The sequence below is a fragment of the Ruegeria sp. D6 genome, from assembly GCF_056534365.1.
Window position 1 is genome coordinate 278,280 of the sequence record NZ_JBQFPH010000002.1, and the last position, 13,275, is coordinate 291,554.

At 57.9% G+C, this 13,275-nt stretch carries 16 protein-coding genes; 13 read left to right on the forward strand and 3 right to left on the reverse strand.

The features are described from left to right. Positions 1 to 288, reverse strand: a complete 288-nt coding sequence (gatC, locus tag ACR0A1_RS08825; protein ID WP_170392224.1) for an Asp-tRNA(Asn)/Glu-tRNA(Gln) amidotransferase subunit GatC — start codon at positions 286 to 288, stop codon at positions 1 to 3. A gap of 224 nt (positions 289 to 512) precedes the next feature. Here gatC and ACR0A1_RS08830 point away from each other — a divergent pair, with 224 nt between their 5' ends. Next, complete coding sequence (locus tag ACR0A1_RS08830; RefSeq protein WP_170401611.1) at positions 513 to 671, forward strand: hypothetical protein; 159 nt, start codon at positions 513 to 515, stop codon at positions 669 to 671. Positions 672 to 825: 154 nt separating this feature from the next. Continuing rightward, positions 826 to 1,389 (forward strand): DUF4202 domain-containing protein, encoded by a 564-nt coding sequence (locus ACR0A1_RS08835; protein WP_170512391.1) that lies wholly within the window; start codon positions 826 to 828, stop codon positions 1,387 to 1,389. Between the two features lie 30 nt (positions 1,390 to 1,419). Here ACR0A1_RS08835 and ACR0A1_RS08840 read toward each other — a convergent pair whose 3' ends face one another. Continuing rightward, on the reverse strand, positions 1,420 to 2,103 hold the full coding sequence (locus ACR0A1_RS08840) for a ceramidase domain-containing protein (RefSeq protein ID WP_170392230.1): 684 nt from the start codon (positions 2,101 to 2,103) through the stop codon (positions 1,420 to 1,422). Between the two features lie 57 nt (positions 2,104 to 2,160). Between ACR0A1_RS08840 and ACR0A1_RS08845 the strand changes: the two genes are divergently transcribed. Both ACR0A1_RS08845 and ACR0A1_RS08850 read left to right on the forward strand, forming a co-directional pair. Next, positions 2,161 to 2,853, forward strand: a complete 693-nt coding sequence (locus ACR0A1_RS08845) for a metal-dependent hydrolase (RefSeq protein ID WP_170392232.1) — start codon at positions 2,161 to 2,163, stop codon at positions 2,851 to 2,853. After that, the gene (locus tag ACR0A1_RS08850; RefSeq protein WP_480867120.1) at positions 2,853 to 4,019 is read left to right on the forward strand and encodes a M24 family metallopeptidase; all 1,167 of its coding nucleotides are present in this window, start codon (positions 2,853 to 2,855) and stop codon (positions 4,017 to 4,019) included. Before ACR0A1_RS08845 ends, ACR0A1_RS08850 begins: the two co-directional genes overlap by 1 nt. Here the strand turns inward: ACR0A1_RS08850 and ACR0A1_RS08855 are convergent. After that, positions 4,016 to 4,468, reverse strand: a complete 453-nt coding sequence (locus tag ACR0A1_RS08855) for a nucleoside deaminase (RefSeq protein WP_170420696.1) — start codon at positions 4,466 to 4,468, stop codon at positions 4,016 to 4,018. The genes ACR0A1_RS08850 and ACR0A1_RS08855 overlap by 4 nt on opposite strands. Here ACR0A1_RS08855 and ACR0A1_RS08860 point away from each other — a divergent pair. The 9 genes from ACR0A1_RS08860 to ACR0A1_RS08900 all read left to right on the forward strand — a co-directional run bounded on the left by ACR0A1_RS08860 (position 4,467) and on the right by ACR0A1_RS08900 (position 13,219). Beyond that, positions 4,467 to 5,345 carry a pseudouridine synthase gene (locus tag ACR0A1_RS08860; protein ID WP_480867123.1) on the forward strand — a complete coding sequence of 293 codons (879 nt, stop codon included), beginning with the start codon at positions 4,467 to 4,469 and terminating at the stop codon, positions 5,343 to 5,345. The genes ACR0A1_RS08855 and ACR0A1_RS08860 overlap by 2 nt on opposite strands. A 175-nt stretch (positions 5,346 to 5,520) precedes the next feature. Continuing rightward, positions 5,521 to 6,435 (forward strand): 5-bromo-4-chloroindolyl phosphate hydrolysis family protein, encoded by a 915-nt coding sequence (locus tag ACR0A1_RS08865; protein ID WP_170401630.1) that lies wholly within the window; start codon positions 5,521 to 5,523, stop codon positions 6,433 to 6,435. A gap of 29 nt (positions 6,436 to 6,464) precedes the next feature. Then, positions 6,465 to 7,655 (forward strand): toxic anion resistance protein, encoded by a 1,191-nt coding sequence (locus ACR0A1_RS08870; protein WP_170392243.1) that lies wholly within the window; start codon positions 6,465 to 6,467, stop codon positions 7,653 to 7,655. Further along, complete coding sequence (locus ACR0A1_RS08875; RefSeq protein WP_170512426.1) at positions 7,655 to 8,626, forward strand: DUF2927 domain-containing protein; 972 nt, start codon at positions 7,655 to 7,657, stop codon at positions 8,624 to 8,626. The genes ACR0A1_RS08870 and ACR0A1_RS08875 overlap by 1 nt, the downstream gene beginning before the upstream one ends. A 22-nt stretch (positions 8,627 to 8,648) precedes the next feature. Next, positions 8,649 to 9,797, forward strand: coding sequence for an SPFH domain-containing protein (locus ACR0A1_RS08880; protein ID WP_480567274.1), 1,149 nt, complete (start codon positions 8,649 to 8,651; stop codon positions 9,795 to 9,797). A 35-nt stretch (positions 9,798 to 9,832) separates the two neighbouring features. Continuing rightward, complete coding sequence (locus ACR0A1_RS08885) at positions 9,833 to 10,924, forward strand: TFIIB-type zinc finger domain-containing protein (protein ID WP_170392249.1); 1,092 nt, start codon at positions 9,833 to 9,835, stop codon at positions 10,922 to 10,924. Positions 10,925 to 10,987: 63 nt separating this feature from the next. Next, on the forward strand, positions 10,988 to 11,656 hold the full coding sequence (locus ACR0A1_RS08890) for a nitroreductase (RefSeq protein ID WP_480591941.1): 669 nt from the start codon (positions 10,988 to 10,990) through the stop codon (positions 11,654 to 11,656). 22 nt (positions 11,657 to 11,678) lie between these two features. Then, entirely contained in the window at positions 11,679 to 12,116 is a 438-nt protein-coding gene (gene dtd / locus ACR0A1_RS08895) for a D-aminoacyl-tRNA deacylase (RefSeq protein WP_170512407.1), read from the forward strand. Beyond that, positions 12,116 to 13,219, forward strand: coding sequence for a DUF4147 domain-containing protein (locus tag ACR0A1_RS08900; protein ID WP_170732971.1), 1,104 nt, complete (start codon positions 12,116 to 12,118; stop codon positions 13,217 to 13,219). The genes dtd and ACR0A1_RS08900 overlap by 1 nt, the downstream gene beginning before the upstream one ends. Positions 13,220 to 13,275 lie beyond the last annotated feature (56 nt).

Below are 13,275 nucleotides of genomic sequence, written 5' to 3' on the forward strand. Positions count from 1 at the left end.
TTACTCCACAACTTTTGGAACAGCGAAGAACCCTTCGCGCGCATCGGGGGCGTTGGATAGGACCTTGTCCTGCTGGTTTCCATCGGTGACCACGTCCTGACGACGCTTCAGGCGCATCGGCTCGACCGAGACCATCGGCTCGACGCCTTCGACATCCACTTCGTTCAGTTGCTCGATAAACCCGAGGATATTGTTGAACTCGGACGCCAGCGCAGGCAGCGCATCATCCTCGACCTTGATCCGGGCCAGTTTGGCCACCTTGGCGGCGGTGCTTTGGTCAATCGACATCGGAAACCCTCATCTACGTTAGGGGGCGTTTACCTGCCTGCCGCAACACTCGCAAGAGCGACAGGCGGCAGACGCGGATTCAAACCCAATATCGCCAGCTGCCATGCATATTTGAATGGCTGATATGCAAATAAGTAAACCGATTAGTTCAGTTTTGCCATTGAAAAAATGAACCGAACAGTTCACCTCAATATCGTGACGCAACGAGAAATCGGAGACACCTCATGAAAACCCTTCTTCCCGCCTTCATATTGTCCGCTCTGGTTCTGACCTCGCCCGCCCTGGCTTTGGGTATCGATATGAACAATCTGACCCGAAACCTTAGCTTCCCCGCGCCTGTTTCGGAGCCCGTGACGAGGGACCACACCCAGGCAGGCAAATAACCCTGACCTGCGCGCCGGATCGGTATGCCCCCTCCCGATCCGGCGCTTTTTACAATTGACTGCTGCACCCATTCCAACAACTCGTTAGCATGGTCTTGGACCAAACGCCGAACCACCCGTCAGGTGCAGTTCAGGCGAGCTAACGGAGCAGAGAATGAGCACACGCAAGCAAACCGTTCTGGACGCAATTGACGCAGCAAATGCGCAAGACCCTAATATAGAGGACGGTCAGCCGGTCGAACTGCTTTATGGCCAACGCATGAGCGCAGAGCTGGATCGGCTATTTCCCGATGCGTCGGATGCTTTACAGATCGCCGCACGTGGTCAGCATGTCGAACGCTGGAAGCTAAAGCGCACTGAATACCCCGAAGGACGTGCAGGGTATCTGGCCTGGAGGAAGGCGCAAGGCGTATATCACGCTGACGTTGTGCAAGGATTCATGGAACAGGCTGAATATGGTGCGGACGATATAGAAGCCGTCGGGCAAATGCTGCGCAAACAGGGGATCAAGCGCAATGCCGAGGTACAGGCGCTTGAGGACGTGATCTGTTTCGTTTTTCTGAAATGGTACTTTGAACCTTTTGCCGCCAAGCACTCCGCCGAAAAAATCCAGCGCATTGTTGAAAAAACGGCTTTCAAGATGTCAGCCGAAGGCCGCGCGCGCGTATTGGCTGAATTTGATCTGCCCGAGGCTTTGGCTGCTGCGTTCAGGGACTAACCAATCAGGAAGATGCTTAGGTGGTTCTGATCAATGCCCTGATCCTGCAGCCACCGCAGCTCCGGCAGGTGGATTTCGGATCGCCCGCAGATAAACCTCAATCATCCAGCCCAGCATAACTGCATTCAGAATGTGCCACATAAAATGCGTCCCCGTTGGCAGATACCCGCAAATTGGAGTGTCTAGTGATCGAAAGGTGATCGAGGTAATCAGGACAGTTGCTCCTATTGTCAGCCCACGCGCAGTGTCCGGGGCTTTCCGGCGCAACAGGACCGCATAAATCAGAATCAATAGAGGAACTGGGGCGTATGCCGCCGAGCCACCAAGGCCAGGCACCAACTGGAATAGCGGGATCGTCAGCGCCACGTATGGAAAGAACAGCGCGGTCAAACCCAGCGCGTATCTGTTGCTCAGCCGCCAGACATCGCGATTCACTGCGTAGATGTAAACGAGGATGTACAGCAGAATTGGCGTCACATCCAAGATCGCCGCCCAAACCTGCGCATGGGTATGGAACAGATAGCTGCCAATTCCGATCATCGCCAATATGACAACCAAAGCCATCGCCAACGGTGCGCCCTGCCCGCGCGCCCTTTGCCACATCACAAATGCAGCAATAAGAAAGGCCGCATTGGTAATCGCGTTTATCGGCTCGGCCCAATACGCGGGCGAGAGCCGCTCACAATATCCATCAACATACTGCGTCCAATCCATAGATTTTTACATAGCCGATGCTAGGCTGACTCCAAGCGGAAAATGGGAGGATTCTCTATGGATATCATTTGGCTGGGACATGGCAGCTTTCGCATCGAAACAGCAGGACAAGTTCTATTGATCGATCCCTGGCTGACGGGCAACCCGTCTTTGCCCGAAGATCAGCATGACGCAGCCGTTGCGGGCGCGACGCATATCCTGCTGACTCATACTCATTTCGATCATGTCGTCGATGTGCTGCCGCTGGCCAAACATCTAAACGTGCCCGTGGTCGGGCAATACGACCTGATGGGCTACTGGGCCGAGGCTGAAGGTATTGAAACGGTCGGATTCAACAAAGGTGGCACTGTTGACCTAAACGGTGTCAAATTAACGATGGTGCCTGCCTCGCACAGCTCGACCTTCTCGACGCCTGATGGTCTGCGCACGGGTGGAACCGAGGTCGGCTATATGATCGCGTCCGAGGACCGTATGCTCTATTTCTCGGGCGATACCGACATTATGGCCGACATGGAGTGGATGGGTGATTATTACAAACCCGATATCGGCATCCTTTCGGCAGGCGGCCACTTTACCATGGACATGAAGGGCACTGCCTATGCTGCCAAGCGGTATTTCAATTTCAAGACAGTGATCCCGTGCCATTACAAGACCTTTCCGATTCTCGCGCAATCGGCTCAGGAATTGGCTGACGGGTTACCCGGTGTCGATGTAATCGAGCCCGAGGTCATGCAGGCGATTTCTCTCTGATGCCCGCGTCTGATTTCAGCGCGCAGGAATACGCTGACCGCATTCACAAGACCCGTTCTGCGATGGATCAACAGGGTATCGAGACCTTGTTGATCACGGACCCATCGAACATGGCGTGGCTCACCGGTTATGACGGTTGGAGCTTTTACGTACCGCAGATGGTCATCCTGCCCGCCAGCGGATCGCCCCTTTGGTGGGGCAGAACGCAGGACAAAGCGGGGGCCGCGCAGACCACCTGGCTGGACCCGAGGGACCTGCTGGACTGGCCCGAAGAGCATGTGCAACACCCGGACCACCATCCGGTCGACGCGCTCGTCCTTGCGTTGCGGGATCGCGGCTGGACCTCTGGTATCGGCGTGGAGATGGATAACTATTATTACTCAGCCGCCAGTCACCGCATCCTCGAACGCGCCTTCGGTGCATTGATTGATGCCACAGGGCTTGTGAATTGGAAGCGCGCCGTAAAAAGCGATGCCGAGATCGTAATGATGCGCAAGGCGGGTCAGCTGACCGCACATATGCACGGTGTTCTGCGTGACGCATATCAGGAAGGAATGCCCAAAAACCAACTTGTCGCCGAAGTGCAGGCGGCAGGCATCGCCGGACTGCCCGGCCTAGCCGGAGATTACCCTGCTATCGTGCCGATTGCACCCTCCGGTCGTGAGGCTTCTGCTTCGCACATTACTTGGAACGACCGACCTCTGGCGCGGGATGAGGCGACCTATTTCGAAATCTCCGGCTGCTATCGACGCTATCACTGCCCCGCCAGTCGCAGCCTGTTTCTGGGTGATCCCCCGGATGATATCCGCCGGGCCGAAGCTGCCGTTCTAACCGCTATCGACGACACAATGACCGCCGCACGCCCTGGCATCACCTGCGAAGAGGTCGCGGCTTGTGTCTATGACAGTTTCGCCCGCGCGGGGTATGTCAAAGCCAACCGCACCGGCTATCCCATCGGGCTCAGCTATCCGCCCGACTGGGGCGAGCGCACCATGAGCCTGCGACCCGGTGACACGACGGAATTGCAAGAGAATATGACCTTTCACCTAATGCCCGGCCTCTGGACCCCAGACTGGGGACTGGCGACTACCGAAAGCTTTGTGGTGACGTCAGATGGGGGCAAGCCCCTGGCTGATATCCCACGTGAAATGGTCGTAAAAACTTAACCGCGCTGCGCCGCGAAGAAGCGTTTCAGCAGCGCGGCAGCCTCTTCGGCGGCAATGCCGTCATAGACCTCGGGTCGATGGTGGGCCTGTGGGTGTGAAAACACGCGCGCGCCATGCGCGACACCGCCAGATTTCGGATCGGAAGCGCCGTAGTAGATGCGCCGGATGCGGGCTGCGGCCAGCGCTGCGGCGCACATGGCACAAGGCTCAAGGGTTACGTAAAGGTCATGATCGGGTAAACGCTCGGACCCGGCCGCGGCACATGCGGCGCGCAGAGCCAGAATCTCAGCATGGGCAGTGGGGTCATTCAACTCGCGGGTGCGGTTCCCATCTGCGGCCACCACCTGCCCGTCGGGCGCGACGATCACCGCGCCGACCGGTACTTCACCTCGGTCTGCTGCCGCCTGTGCCTGTTCCAGCGCCTGTTTCATGTGGGATCTGAACTTCATGCCTCTGACTGCCTCAGAAACCCGTCTTTCGCAAGCCGCCGGGATGGGTTATGGCCGGAGGATGACCAATACCCCTCCTCCCGGCGACCGGATCGCCAAAGTGCTGGCCCGCGCCGGTGTCGCCTCGCGCCGCGAAGCTGAACGCATGATCGAAGCCGGACGTGTGACCGTGAATGGCAAGGCGATCAACAGCCCTGCGCTGAACGTAACCGCCAAGGACAGGATTACCGTCGATGGCAAACCGGTCTCCGAACCCGAGCCATCACGCCTGTGGCTCTATCACAAGCCACCGGGACTGGTGACGACGGCGCGTGACGAAAAAGGTCGCAAGACGATTTTTGACGACCTGCCCGAGGATATGCCCCGGGTCATGAGCGTTGGGCGGCTCGATCTGAACTCGGAAGGATTGCTGCTGCTGACTAATGATGGCGGCATCAAGCGCAAGCTGGAACTGCCCTCAACTGGATGGCTACGCAAATACCGGGTGCGGGTAAATGGACGCCCCAAAGACGAGGATTTCGAACCGCTGCGCATAGGCCTGGTAATCGATGGTGAGCGGTTTCAACCCATGACCGTGACACTGGACCGTCAACAGGGCGCGAACGCTTGGCTGACCATCGGCCTGCGCGAAGGCAAGAATCGCGAAATCCGCCGCGCTATCGAAGATATCGGTTATGTGGTGAACAGGCTTTTGCGGGTTTCTTACGGCCCATTCCAACTGGGCAAGCTGAAACCCGGCGAGGTTGAAGAAATCCGCCGCCGTGTCATGCGCGACCAACTGGGGCTGGATGCTGAGGATAGCGGAATACCCCCGGCCAAACGCCCTGCTCGACCGCAGCGCAAAAGACCAGCAATCGGCAAGAAACCTCGCAAGTGACGCGGGTTATTCAACCTTCCCCCTAGCGCCAAGCCCTCGTATCGCCTAAATTTTCCCTGATGGTCACAGTTGGGGGGCGCCATGTCCGGGACCGGAGTACAAAAATTGGCCTATGCGGCCCTGTTGGTGCTGTTGTTCGGCGTCTGCACCGGTCTGTTGGGGGGCCTGTAGCGAAATGGCCAAACGGTACGGCGGCAAATTCAGCCCAGAAGGCGATGTTTCCTCGCAGGATCAGCCATCGCGTGGCCAATTCGATGGTGCCCGTGTCGAACCGGCAGGTGCACGCGCGAACATCCTGTTTGTCCCGGCGATACCACTGGTGTTTCTGTCTCTGAACGATGGCGCGATCGGAATGACCATAGGCCTGGTTGCGGCAGGGCTACTGACCGCTGCCGCGTTTCTGCTGCGCGAAGGTTTAAGGGCCGAATCCGCTTACAACGCCCGCCGCACCGCACGCAGACCTGCGTTTCCCCGCAAGATATTTTCCAGCGTTCTGACCGGTTTGGGGGCGGCGCTAGCCTCATACCGGACCGAATTTCTGGACGCCGAAACAGCATCACAGGTAAGCCTGCTGGCCCCCATCCTGTTTGGCGCCGCTGCAACGGTTCTACATTCGGTTTCCTTCGGCCTCGACCCAATGAAGGACAAAGGAATGGAGGGTGTCGACACCTTCCAGCAGGACCGTGTCGCACGCGTGGTCGAGGACGCCGAAACCCATCTGACCCAAATGACAGATGCAATAAAACGCGCAGGTGACCGCCGGATCGAAGCGCGGGTCGAACGCTTTCAGGATACAGCCCGCGATCTGTTTCGCACGGTCGAGGAAGACCCGCGCGATCTGGCTGGTGCCCGGAAATATCTAACTGTTTATTTGCAAGGCGCACGCGATGCGACGGTGAAGTTTTCGGACGTCTATGCCCGTACCCGCGATGCGCAGGCGCTGGCGGATTACTCGGCCCTGCTGGACGATCTTGAACAGAATTTCGCGGCGCGGACGCGAAAGATGCTATTGGATGACCGCAGTGATCTGACGGTTGAAATTGATGTGCTGCGCGACCGGTTGCAGCGCGAAGGCGTCCGGTTGGACTGACCGGCTTTTATGTAAGCGAGGATTACCCCATGTCCGATGAGATCAAGAACAAGGCAGTCGAGGCTGAAACGCTGGTGCAGGAAGTCACCGCGGTCGCCCTCCCCGAGCCGCAGGCCGAGATTGTCCCGCTGGAAGAGGCCGACGAACCGGTGGGCGCCGAAATCCGTAAGCGGATGGGTGAGATCGATATGGGCGACACAAACTCGATCGTCTCGTTCGGATCATCCGCACAGGCGGAATTGCAAGAGATCAGTCAGGCCATGCTGGCCGACGTCCGCAACAAGGATGTGGGCCCGGCGGGTGACAGTCTTCGCAACATCGTAACAACGATCCGCGGATTTTCAGTCAGCGAACTCGATGTACGTCGCGAGCGTAGCTGGTGGGAAAAACTACTGGGCCGCGCCGCGCCCTTTGCCAAGTTCACAGCGCAGTATGAAGACGTTCAAAGCCAGATCGACCGGATCACAGATGATCTTCTGGGGCATGAGCATACACTGCTGAAAGATATCAAGTCTTTGGATCTGCTGTACGAAAAAACGCTGGAGTTCTACGACGAACTCGCACTGTACATCGCAGCGGGAGAGGAGAAGCTGACCGAGCTGGACAGCCACGACATTCCTGAAAAAGAGGCCGAGGTTCAGGCCGCGCCCGAAGACCAACAGGTGATGAAAGCGCAGGAATTGCGCGACTTGCGTGCCGCGCGCGATGATCTGGAACGCCGGGTCCACGACCTGAAGCTTACCCGTCAGGTGACGATGCAATCGCTGCCCTCCATCCGTCTGGTGCAGGAAAATGACAAGTCACTGGTGACCAAGATCAACTCGACCCTCGTCAACACAGTACCGCTCTGGGAAACCCAGCTGGCACAAGCTGTCACCATACAGCGCAGTGCCGAGGCCGCCGCTGCCGTACGTGATGCCAATGATCTGACCAATGAATTGCTGACCTCGAACGCCGCCAACTTGCGCGAATCCAACAAAATGATCCGCGAAGAGATGGAGCGTGGCGTCTTCGATATCGAAGCCGTCAAACAAGCCAATGCAGACCTGATCGGCACCATCAACGAAAGCCTCGCCATTGCAGACGAAGGCAAGGCCAAACGCGCCGCAGCCGAGGAAGAACTGAAGAAGATGGAGGCCGAATTGCGCGACACGCTCGCCTCGGCCAAGGCGCGACAGGACGGGATCGGCGACAATGCCGGAACGGCTGTTCCCGGATAATGGAAACAGCGGGCGTGCGGCCATTTCATCGCGCTAAGATTGCAGTATTGGGCTTGTCGCTGCTGGCATTTGCTGGCTGCGATGAGGCATTGACGACGACGATCGCTCCTGAACCTCAACCTGCCCAGCCGCAAGGCCTGAGCAATGCATATCAAGCGCCCTCACCAGCGAGCCTTGATCTCGCGCGATACTATGAAAGCGTACAAAACAACTTGCTGACGCGCGGGTTGCTGAGAACCGATGGCGGTGGCCCTGATACGCCCTATGATGCCGATGATCTGGCTCGGAACTTTGAGACCATAGCGTTTTATAATGAATATCCGGGGCAAGCCGTTGCCAGCGGCAGCAGTCGCACCAGCCGACAGCTTAGTCGCTGGTCGTCGCCGGTTCGCATAAAGCCCGAGTTTGGTCCATCGGTTGCACCTGAAGTCCGCCAACAAGAGACCGCCCGAATTGACGCATACGCCAACCGCTTGTCGCGGCTCACTGGACACCCGGTCTCAACCACCACCCGGAATGCAAATTTCCACGTCTTCGTGGCGGGTGAAGATGATACCGCATATGTGCAAGCCCGGCTGCGACAACTGATCCCGGGCATAGGGCAGGCACAACTTGACCTCTTCGACAAACTGCCGCGCTCTTTCTATTGCTTTGTATTCGCTTCGGCGTCGAACAGCGCGCCACAGACATATACCCGGGCTGTTGCCCTGATCCGGGCGGAACATCCCGATCTGGTGCGCCTGAGTTGCGTCCACGAAGAGATCGCTCAGGGATTGGGGCTGCCGAATGACAGCCCGTCTGCCCGGCCATCAATCTTCAACGATGACGACGAGTTCGCCCTGCTCACAAGCCATGATGAAAAACTACTAACCATTCTATACGACCCGCGCCTCAAGCCAGGCATGACAGCTGACGAAGCGCGGCCAGTGGTCCGTATCATTGCACGCGAATTGATGGGGCAGTCGCTCTGACCCCGAAGACAGGAGAAATCCAATGGGAATTTTTGATTTTCTGACCGGTGAATTCATAGATGTCATCCACTGGGTCGACGATACGCGCGACACCATGGTCTGGCGGTTCGAGCGTGAAGGACACGAGATCAAATACGGCGCCAAGCTGACCGTGCGCGAAGGTCAAGCGGCGGTCTTTGTGCATGAGGGTCAGTTGGCGGATGTCTTCACCCCAGGTCTCTACATGCTTGAGACAAACAACATGCCGATCATGACGACGCTGCAGCATTGGGATCACGGCTTTCAGTCTCCGTTCAAGTCCGAGATCTATTTCGTCAACACGACCCGGTTCAATGACCTGAAATGGGGCACGAAAAACCCGATCATGCTGCGCGATCCTGAGTTCGGTCCAACGCGCATCCGGGCATTTGGCACCTATACGGTGCGGGTCAAGGACCCGGCGAAATTCCTGGTCGAAATCGTCGGTACCGATGGTGAATTCACCATGGACGAGATCAGCTTTCAGATCAGAAACATCATCGTGCAGGAATTCAGCCGCGTCATCGCAGGCTCGGGCATTCCAGTTCTCGATATGGCGGCGAACACGGCCGATCTGGGCAAACTGATTGCCGCCGAGGTGTCACCGGTGCTGGACGGATATGGTTTGAGCATGCCCGAGTTCTACATCGAGAACATCTCGCTGCCACCAGCGGTCGAGGCCGCGCTGGACAAGCGCACATCGATGGGGTTGGCGGGCGATCTGGGCAAGTTCACGCAGTATTCCGCAGCTGAAGCGATGACCGCAGCGGCCAACAATCCCGGTCAGGGCGGCGGCATGGGCGCCGGTCTTGGCATGGGAATGGGTATGGCGATGGCACAGCAGATGTCGAACATGGCAGCGGGTCAACCAAGCGGCCCTTGGGGCGGTTCCGCCCCCGCTGCCCCGCAAGCCGCAGCGCCTGCGGCACCTCCACCCCCGCCACCCGTCGAGCACGTGTGGCATATCGCGGAGGATGGCCAGACCAGCGGGCCGTTTTCCAAGGCCAAGATGGGCCGAATGGCGACCGATGGTGAGATAACGCGCGAGACCCACGTTTGGACCGCCGGACAGGACGGCTGGAAGAAGGCAGGCGACGTGCAGGAGTTGGCGCAGCTGTTCACGATTTTACCGCCGCCGCCTCCGGGCGCGTGATCTGACATTTGGTAACCTGATTTCGAGGTTCTGTCATGGCGAAAGACGAACACCGTTTCCCCTGTGACCAATGCGGGGCGGATTATCGGTTCAATCCCGGTGACGGAACGCTGACCTGCGATCATTGTGGCAACACCAGAACGATCGGTGCTGGCCCATGGGGTGGTGCGAGTCTGCGAGAGCTGGATTTCGACGCCGCCATCGCGGATCGCTTGCCTGACAGCGAGATTGAAGAAACCCGTGTTCTGACCTGTCCGAACTGCGCGGCTCAGGTTGAGTTTGATCCGAACACCCATGCTGCGGAGTGCCCGTTCTGTGCCACTCCGGTAGTGACCGATACAGGCGTTAGCCGCCATATCAAACCCCGCGGAGTGTTGCCGTTTGCACTGGATGAACGCTCGGCCCACAAGGCAATGGGGGATTGGCTGGGCCGACTGTGGTTTGCACCCAACGGGTTGAAGGAATACGCCCGAAAGGGACGCAAGATGCAGGGCATTTATGTCCCGTATTGGACCTTCGACGCTGATACCAAGTCGAGCTATCGTGGGGAACGCGGTGTGGTGTATTACGAAACCCGAACCGTCATGCGCGATGGAAAGCGCGTGCAGCAACAGGTTCCCAAAGTGCGCTGGACGCCAAAATCCGGACGGGTTGCACGGTTCTTTGACGATGTTCTGGTGTTGGCATCACAATCGCTGCCCAAATCCTATACCGATGCGCTGGAGCCATGGGACCTGCCTGCGCTTGAGCCATACCAGCCGGAATATCTGGCCGGTTTCCGCGCCGAGGCTTACACGGTCGAACTGCGAGAAGGTTATCAAGAGGCCCGCGCACATATGGCACGGGTGATCGAGCGTGACGTGCGGTTTGATATCGGAGGCGATCGTCAGCGCATTCACGCTGTCGACACCGAAGTGCGAGATGTCACATTCAAACACATCCTCTTGCCGGTTTGGATGGCGGCCTACAAATACCGCGGCCAGACCTATCGTTTTGTGGTCAATGGCCGGACCGGCCGCGTTCAGGGTGAGCGTCCCTGGTCCGCAATCAAGATTACGATCGCCGTGGTTCTGGGCCTTCTCGTTGCGGCCGGCGTCGGGTATCTGGTGGCAACTGGACAGCAATAACGCTGATAAGCAGAGCACGCTCATGGAACCTACTCCTCGGCATGCCTGAAAGGAGATGTTGAATTGCACCTTGACGCTCTGAACGCGCTCTTGGCCGATCGTTTTTCTTGCCGTGCCTTTCGCACGGACCTGGTGCCGCGCGAACAGATTGAACAGATCGTCGCCAGTGCTGCGCGTGTTCCAAGCTGGTGCAACGCGCAACCCTGGCAGGTCGTCATCACCAGCGGGGCCGAGACAGACCAGTTTCGGGACGCGTTGCAACACGAAGCTTCGCACGTTGCGCCTACTCCGGACCTACCCTTTCCAACCGGCTACTCCGGTGTTTATCAAGAGCGCCGTCGCGCCTGTGGCTGGGCCCTCTACAAAGCGGTTGGTATCGAAAAAGGTGATCGCAGGGCTTCGGCGCAACAGATGATGGAAAACTATGCTCTGTTCGGCGCCCCACATTGCGCCATACTGTCCAGCCCGGCTGAACTGGGCCCTTACGGCGCGATGGATTGTGGTGGCTTCGTGACCGCATTTTCACTGGCGGCGCAGGCCCTGGGTGTGGCTTGTATCCCGCAGGCAGCGGTAGCGGCACATGGCGCATTTCTTCACCGTTATTTCGGGATATCAGAAGATCGCTTGATTCTGTGCGCGATTTCGTTCGGATATGCGGATATGGATCACCCGGCGAACGCGTTCAGAACGGAACGTGCCGCGCTGGATGAAGTGATCGATTGGCACGAATAGCAATAGAATACAGGACCTGCAGATGCGCGCCTTACTTCAAAGAATTTCCAGTGCCTCGGTCAAAGTCGATGGAACAGTCATCGGGCGATCGGGCCCCGGATTGATGATTCTGGTTTGTGCGATGCAGGGGGATGGAGAGACACAAGCTGATCAATTGGCTGAAAAGATCGCAAAGCTCCGTATCTTCAAGGACGACGCAGGAAAGATGAACCGGTCGATATTGGACATTGAGGGCTCGGCCCTGGTGGTCAGCCAGTTCACCTTGGCAGCTGACACATCGCGTGGAAACAGGCCTGGGTTTTCCGGGGCCGCCCCGGCGGCTGAGGGCGAACACCTCTACGAGGCGTTTGTACACAACCTTTCATCGCGGGGCATTCCGGTTGAGACAGGTGCGTTCGGAGCTGACATGGCGGTAGAGTTGGTCAATGACGGACCAGTCACAATTTGGATGGAAAGCTGATGCAGAGTTCGCAAAAGGCACAGGACATTTGGCGCGCAGGTGTGGCGGCGGTTGATGGATATCGCGCAACGCTGGAGGCCACTCAGGCGATCGAAGCCCCAGATCAGATATTGGCCGTTGGAAAAGCCGCAGGGGCCATGGCCCGTGCCGCCGTCGAACGGTTTGGCCCAGTGCCCACTCTGGTGGTTACCAAGGATGGTCATGGCCACGACCTGCCTAAGCATATTGTGGTGATTGAAGCTGCACACCCGGTTCCCGATGCCCGCAGTCTGAAGGGTGGGCAGGCATTGCGCGAAACGGTTGAGGCGATGAAACCCGACAGCAAGCTGCTTCTGCTAGTTTCGGGAGGGGCTTCTTCGCTTGCCGAGGACCTCGTGGCCGGTACGACATTGGATGATCTTGAGGCCCTCAACCAAAGACTGCTGAGTGAAGGTCTCGACATCGGTGCAATGAACACGGAACGGCGCAAGCTGTCCCGGATCAAGGGTGGCGGTTTGTTGTCGGCATTCTCGGGGAAAAGCGTGATCGTTCTGGCGATCTCGGACGTCCCGGGTGATGATCTGGGTGTTATTGGCTCCGGTATCGGGTCATTGCCCGACGAACCGGAGTTTTCTGCCCACACCGCGATAATCGCATCAAACGCACACGCGCGCGACGCCGCAGCATTTGCGGCTGAGAACTCAGGCATCAAGGTCCTCGACAACGAAGAAGCGATGCACGATGACTATCTCTCGGTTGCAGCTAAATTAGGAGATCGGCTGCGGAATATGCCCAAGGGCGCCATGGTATTTGGCGGCGAACCAACCGTGGTCCTACCTGATGCGCCAGGGCGCGGTGGGCGTAATCAGGCCCTTGCTCTGGCACTCGCGCGCGAAATCGCAGGGCAATCTGATTTGACCGTCATCGTCGGAGGAACAGATGGCACCGACGGGCCAACAGATGCAGCAGGCGCCATCGTTACCGGCGACACTTGGTCTGATAAGGCGCAAGCGTATCTGGACAATGCAGATAGCGGCAGTTTCCTCGACAAGGCGGGGGCGCTGTTGGTCACGGGACCCACAGGCACAAACGTAATGGATCTGATTGTTGCAATAAAAAACTGATCCTAGACCCTGACTCCGCCCATCCGAAAAACCCACCAGATAGAATCACTTAAAGG

Excerpts from the sequence above, each read along its gene's own strand:
- ACR0A1_RS08880 (WP_480567274.1), top strand. The coding sequence starts at position 8,649 with ATGGGAATTTTTGATTTTCTGACCGGTGAATTCATAGATGTCATCCAC.
- ACR0A1_RS08860 (WP_480867123.1), top strand. The coding sequence starts at position 4,467 with ATGCCTCTGACTGCCTCAGAAACCCGTCTTTCGCAAGCCGCCGGGATG.
- ACR0A1_RS08885 (WP_170392249.1), top strand. The coding sequence starts at position 9,833 with ATGGCGAAAGACGAACACCGTTTCCCCTGTGACCAATGCGGGGCGGAT.
- ACR0A1_RS08870 (WP_170392243.1), top strand. The coding sequence starts at position 6,465 with ATGTCCGATGAGATCAAGAACAAGGCAGTCGAGGCTGAAACGCTGGTG.
- ACR0A1_RS08900 (WP_170732971.1), top strand. The coding sequence starts at position 12,116 with ATGCAGAGTTCGCAAAAGGCACAGGACATTTGGCGCGCAGGTGTGGCG.
- dtd (WP_170512407.1), top strand. The coding sequence starts at position 11,679 with ATGCGCGCCTTACTTCAAAGAATTTCCAGTGCCTCGGTCAAAGTCGAT.
- ACR0A1_RS08840 (WP_170392230.1), bottom strand. The coding sequence starts at position 2,103 with ATGGATTGGACGCAGTATGTTGATGGATATTGTGAGCGGCTCTCGCCC.
- ACR0A1_RS08875 (WP_170512426.1), top strand. The coding sequence starts at position 7,655 with ATGGAAACAGCGGGCGTGCGGCCATTTCATCGCGCTAAGATTGCAGTA.
- ACR0A1_RS08855 (WP_170420696.1), bottom strand. The coding sequence starts at position 4,468 with ATGAAGTTCAGATCCCACATGAAACAGGCGCTGGAACAGGCACAGGCG.
- ACR0A1_RS08850 (WP_480867120.1), top strand. The coding sequence starts at position 2,853 with ATGCCCGCGTCTGATTTCAGCGCGCAGGAATACGCTGACCGCATTCAC.
- ACR0A1_RS08865 (WP_170401630.1), top strand. The coding sequence starts at position 5,521 with ATGGCCAAACGGTACGGCGGCAAATTCAGCCCAGAAGGCGATGTTTCC.
- ACR0A1_RS08845 (WP_170392232.1), top strand. The coding sequence starts at position 2,161 with ATGGATATCATTTGGCTGGGACATGGCAGCTTTCGCATCGAAACAGCA.
- ACR0A1_RS08835 (WP_170512391.1), top strand. The coding sequence starts at position 826 with ATGAGCACACGCAAGCAAACCGTTCTGGACGCAATTGACGCAGCAAAT.
- ACR0A1_RS08830 (WP_170401611.1), top strand. The coding sequence starts at position 513 with ATGAAAACCCTTCTTCCCGCCTTCATATTGTCCGCTCTGGTTCTGACC.
- gatC (WP_170392224.1), bottom strand. The coding sequence starts at position 288 with ATGTCGATTGACCAAAGCACCGCCGCCAAGGTGGCCAAACTGGCCCGG.